The organism is Streptomyces sp. NPDC040545 (assembly GCF_055595065.1).
Window position 1 is genome coordinate 148,220 of record NZ_JBVIWA010000004.1, and the last position, 12,300, is coordinate 160,519.

The 12,300-nt window shown below is 74.2% G+C and carries 12 protein-coding genes and 1 other RNA gene; 8 read left to right on the plus strand and 5 right to left on the minus strand.

Annotated features, from left to right (window positions below; genetic code table 11):
- The first annotated feature begins 41 nt into the window (after window positions 1-41).
- Both ACZ573_RS11175 and ACZ573_RS11180 read left to right on the plus strand, forming a co-directional pair.
- Complete coding sequence (locus ACZ573_RS11175; RefSeq protein ID WP_471302105.1) at window positions 42-1,118, plus strand: Zn-dependent alcohol dehydrogenase; 1,077 nt, start codon at window positions 42-44, stop codon at window positions 1,116-1,118.
- A gap of 28 nt (window positions 1,119-1,146) precedes the next feature.
- Window positions 1,147-2,088 carry a 3-oxoacyl-ACP reductase gene (locus ACZ573_RS11180; protein ID WP_471302108.1) on the plus strand — a complete coding sequence of 314 codons (942 nt, stop codon included), beginning with the start codon at window positions 1,147-1,149 and terminating at the stop codon, window positions 2,086-2,088.
- A gap of 26 nt (window positions 2,089-2,114) precedes the next feature.
- Here the strand turns inward: ACZ573_RS11180 and ACZ573_RS11185 are convergent, their stop codons facing one another.
- Window positions 2,115-3,191, minus strand: a complete 1,077-nt coding sequence (locus ACZ573_RS11185) for a hypothetical protein (protein ID WP_471302111.1) — start codon at window positions 3,189-3,191, stop codon at window positions 2,115-2,117.
- Between the two features lie 270 nt (window positions 3,192-3,461).
- Between ACZ573_RS11185 and ACZ573_RS11190 the strand changes: the two genes are divergently transcribed.
- Genes ACZ573_RS11190 through ACZ573_RS11200 form a run of 3 tightly spaced genes read left to right on the plus strand, consistent with a single transcriptional unit; the run spans window position 3,462 to window position 6,390 of the window.
- Window positions 3,462-4,322, plus strand: coding sequence for a Nif3-like dinuclear metal center hexameric protein (locus ACZ573_RS11190; protein ID WP_471302113.1), 861 nt, complete (start codon window positions 3,462-3,464; stop codon window positions 4,320-4,322).
- On the plus strand, window positions 4,319-5,062 hold the full coding sequence (locus tag ACZ573_RS11195) for a zinc ribbon domain-containing protein (RefSeq protein WP_471302659.1): 744 nt from the start codon (window positions 4,319-4,321) through the stop codon (window positions 5,060-5,062). The genes ACZ573_RS11190 and ACZ573_RS11195 overlap by 4 nt, the downstream gene beginning before the upstream one ends.
- Complete coding sequence (locus tag ACZ573_RS11200) at window positions 5,062-6,390, plus strand: bifunctional RNase H/acid phosphatase (RefSeq protein WP_471302116.1); 1,329 nt, start codon at window positions 5,062-5,064, stop codon at window positions 6,388-6,390. The genes ACZ573_RS11195 and ACZ573_RS11200 overlap by 1 nt, the downstream gene beginning before the upstream one ends.
- 99 nt (window positions 6,391-6,489) lie before the next feature.
- Here the strand turns inward: ACZ573_RS11200 and ACZ573_RS11205 are convergent, their stop codons facing one another.
- Both ACZ573_RS11205 and rnpB read right to left on the minus strand, forming a co-directional pair.
- Window positions 6,490-6,837: a hypothetical protein gene (locus tag ACZ573_RS11205; RefSeq protein ID WP_471302119.1), complete on the minus strand. Its 348-nt coding sequence runs from the start codon at window positions 6,835-6,837 to the stop codon at window positions 6,490-6,492.
- 130 nt (window positions 6,838-6,967) lie between these two features.
- An RNA gene (gene rnpB, locus ACZ573_RS11210) (RNase P RNA component class A) lies at window positions 6,968-7,369 on the minus strand.
- 88 nt (window positions 7,370-7,457) lie between these two features.
- On the opposite strand from rnpB, the gene ACZ573_RS11215 reads away from it, so the two are divergent.
- On the plus strand, window positions 7,458-8,192 hold the full coding sequence (locus ACZ573_RS11215; protein ID WP_471302122.1) for a MerR family transcriptional regulator: 735 nt from the start codon (window positions 7,458-7,460) through the stop codon (window positions 8,190-8,192).
- The gene (locus ACZ573_RS11220) at window positions 8,189-9,025 is read left to right on the plus strand and encodes a hypothetical protein (RefSeq protein WP_471302125.1); all 837 of its coding nucleotides are present in this window, start codon (window positions 8,189-8,191) and stop codon (window positions 9,023-9,025) included. The genes ACZ573_RS11215 and ACZ573_RS11220 overlap by 4 nt, the downstream gene beginning before the upstream one ends.
- Here ACZ573_RS11220 and ACZ573_RS11225 read toward each other — a convergent pair.
- Window positions 9,022-10,464, minus strand: a complete 1,443-nt coding sequence (locus ACZ573_RS11225) for an RNB domain-containing ribonuclease (protein WP_471302127.1) — start codon at window positions 10,462-10,464, stop codon at window positions 9,022-9,024. The two genes, ACZ573_RS11220 and ACZ573_RS11225, sit on opposite strands and share 4 nt — an antisense overlap.
- 112 nt (window positions 10,465-10,576) lie before the next feature.
- Between ACZ573_RS11225 and yaaA the strand changes: the two genes are divergently transcribed.
- Window positions 10,577-11,380 carry a peroxide stress protein YaaA gene (yaaA, locus tag ACZ573_RS11230; protein ID WP_471302130.1) on the plus strand — a complete coding sequence of 268 codons (804 nt, stop codon included), beginning with the start codon at window positions 10,577-10,579 and terminating at the stop codon, window positions 11,378-11,380.
- 147 nt (window positions 11,381-11,527) lie between these two features.
- Here the strand turns inward: yaaA and ACZ573_RS11235 are convergent, their stop codons facing one another.
- Window positions 11,528-12,277 carry a bifunctional DNA primase/polymerase gene (locus ACZ573_RS11235; RefSeq protein WP_471302133.1) on the minus strand — a complete coding sequence of 250 codons (750 nt, stop codon included), beginning with the start codon at window positions 12,275-12,277 and terminating at the stop codon, window positions 11,528-11,530.
- Window positions 12,278-12,300: the final 23 nt, after the last annotated feature.

Below are 12,300 nucleotides of genomic sequence, written 5' to 3' on the forward strand. Positions count from 1 at the left end.
AGGACGAGAACGAGACCGTACGAGACCCAAGGAGCCGCACCGTGCGCGCAGCACTGCAGAGCGAGATCGGCCAGGACAAGCTCGAGGTCGTCGACGACATGGAGGCCGTCGGCCTCGGCCCCGGCAAGGTGAAGATCCGGATCAAGGCCACCGGCCTGTGCCACTCCGACCTCTCCGCGATGAGCGGCGTCCTGCCGCAGCCCGCCCCCTTCGTCCCGGGCCACGAGGGCTCCGGGGTGATCTCCGACGTCGGTGACGGGGTCACCACCCTCAAGCAGGGCGACCGGGTCCTCGTCTGCTGGCTGCCGCCGTGCGGCCACTGTCCGTCCTGCAAGCGCGGCCAGGGCCACCTGTGCCTGGAGAGCCTGGTCAACGCGGGCACCCCCAACTTCCGCCGCGCGGGCGGCGACATCTTCGGCTTCGCCGCGACCGGCACCTTCGCCGAGGAGCTCGTGGTCGACGCCGCGTGCGCCGTCCCGATCCCCGACGACGTGCCCTTCGACATCGCCGCGCTCATCGGCTGCGGTGTCACCACCGGCCTCGGCGCCGCCATCAACACCGCCAAGGTGGAAGCCGGGGCCTCGGTGGCCGTCATCGGCTGCGGGGGCGTCGGCATCTCCGTCATCCAGGGCGCCAAGGTCCAGGGCGCCGCCCAGATCATCGCCGTCGACCCGGTCCAGTCGCGGCGCGAGGCGGCCCTGCGGTTCGGGGCCACCGAGGCCGTGGGGCCGGAGGCCTTCGACGACGCCAAGAACCGGATCACCGGCGGCGAGGGCTTCGACTACGTCTTCGAGGTCGTCGGGAAGTCCGCCACCGCGCAGACCGCCTACAAGATGACCCGGCGCGGCGGCAGCGTGGTGATCGTCGGCGCGGGCGCGCTCGACGACAACTTCCAGATCGACATGTTCTCGCTCTTCTTCGACGAGAAGAAGATCCTGCCGTCGATGTACGGCGGCGGGGACGTGCTCCGCTCCTACGAGCGCACCATCGCGCTGTGGCGGGCCGGCCGGGTGGACCTGGCGAGCCTGATCACGCACCGGGTGCAGCTTGCCGAGATCAACGACGCGCTCGACCAGATGCGTACGGGCGTCGCCCTGCGCACCTGCATCGAACTCTGACCCGCTCGCTCTGAGAGGAACGCTACGGATGTCACTCCCACTTGAGGGGCTCTCCGCCATCGTCACGGGTGCGGGCCGCGGGCTCGGCCGGGCCGAGGCGATCGAGCTCGCGCGGCTCGGCGCGAGCGTGGTCGTCAACGACTTCGGCCAGCCGGGCCGGGACGGCTCCGGGGAGGCCTCGGCCGCCCCGGCGCAGGAGGTCGCCGCGGAGATCCGCGCCGCGGGCGGCCGGGCGGTGGCGCACCTGGGCGACGTGGCCGACTTCGAGCAGGCGCGGGAACTGGTCGGGCTGGCGGTGTCCAGCTTCGGGAAGCTGGACATCCTGGTCAACAACGCGGGCATCCTGCGGGACCGGATGGTCTTCTCGATGTCGGAGGAGGAGTGGGACTCGGTGATCCGGGTCCACCTCAAGGGCCACTTCAACACCACCCACTTCGCGTCCGTGCACTGGCGCGAGCGCTCCAAGGTGGCGGGCGGCCCGGTCTACGGCCGGATCGTGAACACCTCCTCCGAGGCCTTCCTCGGTGGCTCGGCCGGCCAGCCGAACTATGCGGCGGCCAAGGGCGGCATCGTGGGCCTGACCACCTCGACCGCGCTCGCGCTCGCGAAGTACGGGGTGACGGCCAACGCCATCTGCCCGCGCGCCCGCACCCGGATGACCGAGGACGTCTTCGCCGGCTTCCAGGTCCCGGAGGAGGGCAAGCTGGACGCCCTCGCGCCCGAGCACGTCGCACCGCTCGTCGGGTACCTGGCCTCGCCCGCCTCCGCCAGGGCCAACGGCCAGCTGTTCGTCGTGCACGGCGGCATCGTGGCCGTCATGGAGCGCCCGAAGGTGGCCGCCAAGTTCGACACGGCCAAGGAGTCCTTCTCCTACGAGGAGCTCGACGAGCTCCTGACCCCGCACTACGAGGCCCGGCCGGCGAACGAGACCTTCGCCGCGACCGAGGTACTGGGCCTCAAGCACGCCTAGGAGGCGACCGCCCCCGCCCTCCGCCCCTATCGCCCGGCCAGCGGTGCCTGCTGGAGCGGGACCGGGCGGGGGGCGGTCGGCGTGGGCGGATCCAGGACCACCGGCGGGGGAGGGGAGGCCGGCAGGTTCAGGCCGAGGATCCCGCAGGGCACCTCGGGCGTCGCGTACGGGAGATGCAGGCGGCCCTGCGGGCTCCACAGGCCGGTCCCGCCGAGCCAGCCCGCCGGGGCGCCGATCCGCAAGACGCGCCGGTCGGCGGGGCGCCACAGGCCGATGCCGCCCTCGGGCAGCCGCAGCGCCACCCCGCAGGTCTCCGGCATCAGGGCCTGGCCGGGCTGGACCGCGAACGGGTGGGCGTCCCCCAGACGGGCCAGGCACTCCGGGAAGCGGAGGGGCAGGGAGCTGCCCAGCACCCCCCAGCCGAGGCGCGGTTCGCCCGGCGCGTCGGAGCGGATCAGCAGCAGCCCGCTGTCCGGGTCGGCCAGCAGCAGCCGGTCGTCGCTGTTCTCGGTGATCTGCAGCAGTGGGGACACCTCGGTGCGCCCCAGGTCCACGGCGACGGCCTTGGTGGTGCCGTCCAGCTCGCGGTCCAGGGCCAGCAGCCGCCCCGCCCGGTCCAGCCAGACGCCGCCCGAGCACCGCCCCGGGATCCGGGCGACGGGCCGCAGCCCCGACGGGCCTCCGGCCACCTGCCAGACCGTGCTCACGGTGTCCTCCGCGGCCAGGGCGAAGGCACCGGATCCGTCCGGACACGGCGGGAGCAGGCGGACCCGTACGCCCTCCCGCACGTCCACCCCGCCCAGCTGGAGCTCCCCGGTGCTCGGCCCGGCCTCGGCTCCCGTCGGGTAGAGCAGCGCGAAGGCGTGCCGCTCCGCCACCCGCCGGTGGATCAGCACCCGTCCGTCGGCCAGCGGCAGCACCTCGCTGTCCGCCTCCTCCGGCTGCGCAAGCGGCAGCGGTACCGCGTAGGGCTCGGGCCCGGCGAGGGTCCAGCGCTCCGCGTAGAGAGCGTCGCCCGCGCCGGCCAGCCGGGCGGCGTACGACCCGTCCGCGGCGATGCCGAACGCGGCCGTGGTCGTCATTTCGATGGCACAGACAGTCATCCGTGGTCACCTCCGGGGGGAAGCTAATTTCCGGGCTTCCCGGCGAACAACACCACCAGCACCGCTTCACACATACGGGTGTCCGCACGGCGATTCGCGCGTGCCGGACGAGACGGTTGTGCTGCGCGGCCCGTCCCCGCGGCTCCGCGGGCCCGCGCCGGGGGCAGCCGCAGGCCGGAATCTTCAGGTTTGTCCGCCCCGAAGGGGAAGCGCCCCGTCCGGCAGGGCTGGCCTGACCGGGACGGTCGCCCCGGACGGTAGCCTTGGCCCGTGCCCCGTCTCTCTGAAGTCATCGCCGCGCTGGACGCTCTCTGGCCCCCCTCGCGGGCCGAGCAGTGGGATGCCGTCGGAACCGTCTGCGGCGACCCGGACGCCGAGGTCACCCGGGTCCTGTTCGCCGTGGACCCCGTCCAGGAGATCGCCGACGAGGCGGTCAAGCTGGGCGCCGACCTGATCGTCACCCACCACCCCCTCTACCTGCGGGGCACCACCACCGTCGAGGCCGGCACCTTCAAGGGCCGCGTCGTGCACACGCTGATCAAGAACGACATCGCGCTGCACGTCGCCCACACCAACGCCGACACCGCCGACCCGGGCGTCTCCGACGCCCTCGCCGGCGCCCTCGGCCTGCGGATCACCGGGCCGCTGGTGCCCGACCCGAGCGACCCGGAAGGCCGCCGGGGCCTCGGCCGGATCTGCGAACTGGACCACCCCGAGACCCTGCGCGAGTTCGCCGCCCGCGCCGCCGCCTGGCTGCCGCCGACCGCCCAGGGCATCCGCGTGGCAGGCGACCCGGACGCGCCGGTCCACCGCGTCGCCGTCAGCGGCGGCTCCGGCGACAGCCTCTTCGAGCAGGTCCGCGCCGCCGGTGTGGACGTCTTCCTGACCGCCGACCTGCGCCACCACCCGGTGTCCGAGGCCCGCGGGACGAGCCGCACGCCCGCCCTCGTCGACGCCGCCCACTGGGCCACCGAGTGGCCCTGGTGCGAGCAGGCCGCAGCCCAGCTCGACGCGATCTCCGAGCGCCACGGCTGGGGCCTGCGTACCCACGTCTCGCGCACGGTCACCGACCCGTGGACGGCCCACGCGCCGTCCGTCACACCCCCTTCTATCTCTGGAGCCCCCAACTGAACGCCGAGCCCGCCGACCAGATCCGACTTCTCGACGTCCAGGCGCTGGACGTCCGGCTGTCTCAGCTCGCCCACAAGCGCAAGTCGCTGCCCGAGCACGCCGAGCTCGACTCGCTCACCAAGGACCTGGCGCAGCAGCGTGACCTGCTCGTCGCCGCCCAGACCCAGGCGAGCGACACCGCGCGCGAGCAGACCAAGGCGGAGCAGGACGTGGACCAGGTGCGCCAGCGCGCCGTCCGCGACCAGCAGCGGCTCGACTCGGGCGTGGGCATCTCGGCCCGGGACCTGGCGAACCTGCAGAGCGAGGTCGTCTCCCTCGCCAAGCGCCAGGGCGACCTGGAGGACGTGGTCCTGGAGGTCATGGAGCGTCTGGAGGGTGCGCAGGAGCGCGTCACCGCGCTGACCGAGCGCGTCTCGGCCCTGGAGGCCAAGGCCGCGGACGCCACCGCGCGCCGCGACGCGGCGACCTCCGAGATCGACGCCGAGGTCGCGAAGGTCACCAAGGACCGCGAGGTCATCGTCGCGTCCATGCCCGCCGACCTGATGGCGCTGTACGAGAAGATCCGCGTCAAGCAGGGCGGGGTCGGCGCCGCGCGCCTCTACCAGCGCCGCTGCGAGGGCTGCCGGCTGGAGCTCGACATGGCCGAGGTCAACGAGATCAAGGCCGCGGCCCGCGACCAGGTCGTCCGTCACGAGAACTGCGGCCGCATCCTGGTCCGTACGGCCGACTCGGGCATCTGATGCAGAGGCTTGCCCGGTTCGTCGTGGAGGCGGACGGCGGGTCCCGGGGCAACCCGGGGCCGGCCGGCTACGGCGCGGTGGTGCTCGACCCGGCAACGGGCGAGACGCTGGCGGAGCGTGCCGAGTACATCGGCATCGCGACGAACAACGTGGCCGAGTACAAGGGCCTGATCGCCGGACTCGCGGCGGCCCGTGAACTCGCCTCCGACGCGCAGGTCCTGGTCCGGATGGACTCGAAGCTGGTCGTGGAGCAGATGTCGGGCCGCTGGAAGATCAAGCACCCGGACATGAAGCCGCTCGCGGCCGAGGCCGCGCGGATCCTGCCGCGCGCCCAGGTGACGTACGAGTGGATCCCGCGCGAGCAGAACAAGCACGCGGACCGGCTCGCGAACGAGGCCATGGACGCGGGCAAGCGCGGCAAGCAGTGGGAGCCGTCGGCGTCCACGGCCGCCCTCGACCACGGCGCGGCGCGCGCCCTGGCCACCCCGCCGGCGCCGGCGGGCCCGCCGGGGGACGCGGCGAAGGGGGCCGCGGCCGTCCGCGCGGCCCTTGTCTCCGCCTCCGGAGCCGCGACCACGTCGGCCCAGGAGCTCGCCGACACGCTGTTCGCCGACGCCGAGGCCCTGGCGGACGCGATCGAGCCCTGCCTCGACGCCGATGCCCCGGCGGTCGCCTCGGGCAGTCACGGCTGGGGCCCGGACATGGGGGCGCCGGCCACCCTCGTGCTGCTGCGGCACGGCGAGACCGCCCTCACCCCGCAGAAGCGCTTCTCGGGCAGCGGCGGCAGCGACCCCGAGCTGTCCCCGGCCGGCCGCCGGCAGGCCGCCGCCGTGGCCGAGGCGCTCGCCGCCCGCGGCACCATCCAGACGGTCATCAGCTCCCCGCTGCTCCGCTGCCGTGAGACCGCCCAGGCGGTCGCGGACCGCCTCGGCCTCACCGTGACGGTCGAAGAGGGCCTGCGCGAGGTGGACTTCGGCGCATGGGAGGGTTTGACCTTCGCCGAGGTGCAGCAGCGCTTCCCGGACGACCTCCAGGCCTGGCTGGACTCCCCGAAGGCGGCCCCCACGGGCGGCGGCGAGAGCTTCATGTCCGCCACGCGCCGGATCTCGGCCACCCGCGACCGCCTGCTGTCCGCCCACGCGGGCCGCACGGTCCTGCTGGTCACCCACGTGACCCCGGTCAAGATCCTGGTCCGCCTGGCCCTGGGCGCCCCGCCGGAAGCTCTGTTCCGCATGGAGCTCTCGGCGGCCTCCCTCTCGGCCGTGGCCTACTACGCGGACGGCAACGCCTCGGTCCGCCTCCTGAACGACACCTCCCACCTGCGGTAGACCCTCGCCCGGGAACGGCCCTCGCCCGGGAACGGCCCCCCCCGGCGGCGGCCCGCCGGCGGGGGCGGGATCGTCCCCGCGTCCGCACCTGTGTCCCTGTCAGGGCGCGGGCTCGAAGGGACCGAGGGCCTTCATGGCCCGGTCGAGGGCGCGGCCCATGTTCTCCGCCTCGGCCCGGGCGGACTGGACTGCGCCGCGCGCCTGCCGTGCGTACGGGCGGGGCGGCTGCCCGTCCGGTGGGGTCCAGTCCCCGGCGTCACGCCGGCCGATGTGGACCTCCAGCCGGCCCAGCGCCTCTTCGAGATGGCGGGCGAGTTCGCGCAGGTTCCCGGTCACGGCAGCGATTTCGGCGGGGTTCGCGTAGGCATTGCGGGGGTCGGTGGTCGCTTCGGCGAGTTCGCGTAGGTGCGCGGCGGCCGCGGCCGCGCGGGCAGGGTGATCGGTCATGTGGCTGAGCGTCCCGCATCTGCGGGACCGCCGGAAGGCGTGCGCACCGAATACCGGGATCCGGTGGCGGAGCCGCCGCCGGTCGGGGCCGGGGCGGGAGCGCCACTGCCCCGAACGGGAGTGGAAGCGGCAGACGAGCCGGCCTGTACGCCGGGTTCTGTCGCCCGGTGACCTCGCGGTCGCCGGGGAGACGGCCATCCATCTAGGACCGGTGTTGCCACCAGCCTCGTGCGGTCTACCCGCGAACTCGGGCGGGCAGCCCTCGAGCGTTCGCGCAGACCCGTCCGGGGACGGATCCTCTTGACCTTGCTCCGGGTGGGGTTTACCTAGCCGCCTGAGTCACCTCAGGCGCTGGTGGTCTCTTACACCACCGTTTCACCCTTACCGAGGGCCGAAGCCCTTGGCGGTCTGTTTTCTGTGGCACTGTCCCGCGGGTCACCCCGGGTGGGCGTTACCCACCACCCTGCCCTGTGGAGCCCGGACGTTCCTCGGCGGGATCCGAGGATCCCGACGCGGCCGCCCGGCCGACTCGTCTGCCGTGGCGACCATGTTACCCGGGGCGACGGCCTCGCCCGACCTCGCTTGACCTTGACGCAGCGGCAGGGTTTCTACTGGGGGGCATGCGGATCGGAGAGATCGCCGCGGTCGTCGGGCTCACCACCCGGGCGATCCGGCACTACCACCATGTCGGGCTGCTCCCGGAACCGGAGCGGCGCCCCAACGGCTACCGGGCCTACAGCCTCCGGGACGCCGTCCTGCTGGCCCGCGTACGCCGGCTCACCGAGCTCGGGCTCAGCCTCGACGAGGTGCGGGACGTCCTCGCGGACGACGCGGGGCGCGAACTCGCCGACGTCCTCACGGAACTCGACGCCGACCTCGCCCGCCAGGAGGCCGAGATCCAGGAGCGGCGGCGCCGGCTCGCCGTGCTGCTCGCCGCCGGGCCGGGCGAGGCCGAGCCGCTCTCGCCCGGGCTCGCCGCGCTGCTGGCGAAGGCGCCGCGGACCGACTCGCCGGCCGCCGCCAAGGACCGCGAACACCTGACCCTCCTCGACGCGACGGGCGCGGGCGGCCAGGAGATCTACGCCGCGCTCGGGCCGCTGGCCGCCGATCCCGCCGTGCTCGCGCTGTACGTGCGCCTCGACGAGCTCGCCGACGCGCCCGTGGACGACCCGCGGATCCCGCCCCTGGCGGCGGAGCTGGTGGCGGCCGTCCCCGACGAGGTGTTCGCCGCGATCCCCACCGACGGGGTGGTGGTGACCGGGTTCAGGGAGGCGCTGCTCGCCGAGTACGCGCCCGCGCAGGCCGAAGTCGTCCGCCTCGTCATGGAGGCGTTCATCGAGAGGGGGCGGGGATGACCCGCATACGGGTGGCGCGGATCGCCGTCACCGCCGTCGTCCCGGCGGAGCTGGCGCTCGTGGTGTGCCTGGCGGCCGGGGTGAGCCTGCCCGGATGGGCGCTCGCCGCCACCGAGACGCTCCTCGCCGGCGTGCTGCTGCTGGAGGCCTGGGCGCTGCACGGGCCCTACGCCGCCGAGCGCGCCCGCGGCGCGGGCCGGCGGGCCGCCGGACGGGCGGCGGTCCGGGCCGTCGTACCGGTGCGGGTGCGGCGGCTGCTCCTGCACGAGCTGCGCGCCACCGCCTCCCTCGGCCGGTGGGCCGTGCGCGGGAAGCACGGGGTGCGCCCGGGGGACCTCGCCGCCGCGTACACGGGACCGCAGACGGCCATGATGTACGGGATGCTCTTCGTGTCGGTGATCGAGACCGTCGGCCTGGCCCTGCTCATCCCGTGGCCGGCGGTGCACCGGGTGGTGCTGGTGCTGGACGTGTACGGAATCCTGCTCGTCCTCGCCCTGCACGCCGCCTGCGTCACCCGGCCGCACGTGGTCCGCCCCGACGGTTCCCTGCGGATCCGCTACGGGGCCCTGTTCGACCTGGCCGTACCGGCGGACGCGGTGGCCTCGGTACGCGTGGACCGGCGCTATCCCGAGGGCCGGCTGGTCACCCTGTCCGAGGACGGGGTGCTCGACCTCGCCGTCGGCAGCCAGACCACCGTCACCCTGGAACTCAACCGTCCGCTCCCCTTCACCCGGCCGCTCGGCGCCACGGGCGAGGCCCGGACCGTCCGCTTCCACGCCGACGACCCGCGCGCCCTGGTCACCGCGCTGCGCCGGCAGCCCGCCACTTCCTAGACGGGCGCGAAGAGGATCTTCGACGTGCCCGGGTCGGCCTCCGCCAGCCTGACCCGGATCCGTTCGCCCAGGGGCAGGTCGAGCGTGGTGGAGCGGACACGGCCGACCACCGCCGGGTCCTCCAGGTGGACCGTGCCCACCAGCGGCTCCCGGTCCTTGACGTCGATGACCGTGGCCTCGAAGGTCTCCCCGACCCGGTCCTTCAGCACGGCGGCCTCGACCAGGTCCACGGACTCCCGCTCCACCGTGTTCGCCAGCCGGCTGCCCTCCGCCATCTCGTCCGGGAGCGCGGGAAGGGCCGCCACCACCCACGGCGGCGGTTCGGTCCCGGCCACCGCCGCCACGCACAGCTCTCCGGCGTACCGGTCGACGAGGCGGCGCAGCGGCGCGGTGCAGTGCGTGTACGGGGCCGCCACCGCGGAATGGATCGCCGGGTCGGGGCTCTCGCCGCCGGTGAAGACCGTGTAACCCGCGCCGCGCAGCAGCGCCGTGCACTCCTGGAGGAAGGCGGCGTGGGCGGGGCGGTGCGGGTCGAGGGAGCGCACGAGCTCGGCGTACGGCACGTGGTGCGGCCAGTCGATCCGCAGGGCCTTCGCCGTCCGCCGGAGCCTGCCGACCGCTCCGTCGGGTGCGCTGGGCAGCGTACGCAGGATGCCCGTGCCGGTGGCCAGCATCAGATCGGCCGCGGCCATGCCGGTCATCAGGGAGATCTGCGCGTTCCAGCCGTCGACGGGCAGCGGGGCTCGGTACGCCAGGGAGTACGTGCCGTCGCGCTCGACGACCTCCTGCTCGGGCACGTTGAGGGAGATGCCGCCGCGCGCCTGTTCCAGGGCCTCGCGGAGCCGGCCGACGTCCTTCAGGAGGGCGAGCGGCTCCTCCGCCGTTCCGGTGTCGATGGCCTTCTGGGCGCCGTCGTAGTCGAGTCGGGCGCGGCTGCGGATCAGCGCGCGGCGGACGTCGACGGTCTCGACCCGGCCGTCGGGGTCGAGGTCGAAGCACCACACCAGGGCCGGTCGGACCTGGTCGGGCAGCAGGCTGGCCGCGCCCTCCGAGAGGACGGCCGGGTGCAGCGGGACCTTTCCGTCGGGGAAGTAGAGCGTGGTCACGCGGCGGTGGGCCTCGGCGTCGAGCGCGCCGCCGGGGGTGACGAAGGCGGCGACGTCGGCGATGGCGTAGTGGACCCGGTAACCGCCGCCGGAGCGCTTCGCCAGGTGCATGGCCTGGTCGAGGTCGACGGAGGCCGGCGGGTCGATCGTGAAGAAGGGGATGTCCGTACTGTCCAGGTCCGGGAGGCGGGGGTGCGCCGCCGCCTGCTCGGCCTCGGCGAGGACCGCCGCCGGGAAGGCGCCGGGCACCTCCAGCTTCGTCCGCAGTTCACGCAGCGCGGCCCGCAGAGCAGCCCCGTCTGCGCCGGTCATGTGCATCTGACGGCGTGGCATGCGTCGAGCCTAGGTGTGCCCGGCCCGGACGGCGCGGCGAGCGAGGGGCGTGGACGTCTACCCTGGCTCGGGGGCCGCACCCCCTGCGACGTCGTACCGAAGGAGAACCACCGTGCTCGTGCTGCTGCCGCCGTCCGAAGGAAAGGCCGTCGGCGGCTCCGGCGCGCCCCTGAAGCCGGAGGCGCTGTCGCTGCCCGGTCTGGCCCCGGCCCGTGCGGTGGTGCTGGAGGAGCTGGTCGAGCTGTGCGCGGCGGACGAGATGAAGGCGCGTGAGGTGCTGGGCCTGAGCGAGGGCCTGCGCGGTGAGGTCGCCAAGAACGCGGAGCTGCGTACGGCGGGGGCCCGTCCGGCGGGCGAGATCTACACGGGCGTGCTCTACGACGCGCTGGGCCTGGCCGACCTGCCCGCGGCGGCGCGGGCGTCGGCCGAGGACGCGCTGCTCGTCTTCTCGGGGCTGTGGGGTGCGGTGCGGGTCACGGACGCGATCCCCTCGTACCGCTGCTCGATGGGGGTGAAGCTGCCCGGGCTGGGCGCGCTGGGCGCGTACTGGCGGGGGCCGATGGCGGAGGTCATGCCGGAGGCGGCCGGGGACGGGCTGGTGCTGGACCTGCGGTCGGCGGCGTACGGGGCCGCGTGGAAGCCGAAGGGCGAGGTGGCGGGTCGGACCGCGACCGTCCGGGTGCTGCACTCGCAGGTGGTGGACGGGGTCGAGAAGCGGTCGGTGGTGAGCCACTTCAACAAGGCGACGAAGGGGCGGCTGGTACGGGACCTGCTGCTGGCCGGGGCCGCGCCGGCTTCGCCCGCCGAACTGGTCACGGCCCTGCGGGACCTGGGGTACACGGTCGAGGCCGAGGCCCCCACGAAGCCGGCGAAGGCCTGGTCCCTCGATGTGGTGGTCACGCAGATCCACCACTGAGCCGGGCGCGGCGCCGTCGCCGGGGGCGCTGCCCCCGGACCCCCGCGCCTCCATTCCAGCCCCGCTAGGGGGCACCTCCCAGCGGTAGCTGGGGGAGTTTGAGGCGCGGGGTTCGGGGCGGAGCCCCGAGGCCGGGCGGAGTCCGGGCTACTGGCCCAGGGGCCAGGCGACCGCGGCCGGGGTCAGGTTCGCGGTACCCGCGTAGGTGGCGCAGGCGTCCGTCAGGGTTTCCAGGAGGGTGAGCGGGTCCGGGAGGGCGTGTTCCATGCCGCGGATCCAGGTCACCGCCTGGTCACCGGGCAGGGCGGCCGGCGGGACCAGGACGTAGCTGCCGCGGCAGTGCCAGCGCAGGCCCGGGTGTTCGTCCATGGTCTCGGGGTGGCAGTCCAGCGCACAGGGCCACCACTCGTCCTCGTCCTCGGGGGTGCCGCGGGTGGCGGTGAAGAAGAGCATCCGGGCCTGGTCACCGGTGCCGCCCGACTCGGCGACGGGGCCCACCTTGATGCCGGCGAGCAGGAGCCGGTCGAGGGCGTCGGTGCCGGCTTCCAGCGGGACGTCGAGCACGTCGTGGACCATGCCGGTCGCGGTGATGAAGTTGGCCTCGGGCTGGTTGCGGGCCCAGCGTTCGATCTGCGCGCGATCGGTGGTCGACTGGGTCTGCCAGGCGAAGGAGATGGGATGTCGGGCCGGGGTCGGACAGCCGATCCGGTCGCACGAACATCGGTAACCGGCGGGATGGGCGGCGGGGGCGAGCGGCAGGCCCGCGGCGGCGACGGCCAGGAGGAGCGCCTCGCGCTCCGCTCCGGGGTCCTCGGCGGTGGGTTTCTGCCGCCGGCGCAGCCACTGGGAAATCCTGCTCTGCTCGCCGCGTTTGACGCGGCCGGACTCAGACCCCATCTATCCCCTCACCTCACCGTATC

Coding starts and splice junctions, on each gene's coding strand:
- ACZ573_RS11200 (WP_471302116.1), top strand. CDS start 5,062: ATGCAGAGGCTTGCCCGGTTCGTCGTGGAGGCGGACGGCGGGTCCCGG.
- ACZ573_RS11215 (WP_471302122.1), top strand. CDS start 7,458: ATGCGGATCGGAGAGATCGCCGCGGTCGTCGGGCTCACCACCCGGGCG.
- ACZ573_RS11205 (WP_471302119.1), bottom strand. CDS start 6,837: ATGACCGATCACCCTGCCCGCGCGGCCGCGGCCGCCGCGCACCTACGC.
- ACZ573_RS11225 (WP_471302127.1), bottom strand. CDS start 10,464: ATGCCACGCCGTCAGATGCACATGACCGGCGCAGACGGGGCTGCTCTG.
- ACZ573_RS11185 (WP_471302111.1), bottom strand. CDS start 3,191: ATGACTGTCTGTGCCATCGAAATGACGACCACGGCCGCGTTCGGCATC.
- ACZ573_RS11235 (WP_471302133.1), bottom strand. CDS start 12,277: ATGGGGTCTGAGTCCGGCCGCGTCAAACGCGGCGAGCAGAGCAGGATT.
- ACZ573_RS11180 (WP_471302108.1), top strand. CDS start 1,147: ATGTCACTCCCACTTGAGGGGCTCTCCGCCATCGTCACGGGTGCGGGC.
- ACZ573_RS11220 (WP_471302125.1), top strand. CDS start 8,189: ATGACCCGCATACGGGTGGCGCGGATCGCCGTCACCGCCGTCGTCCCG.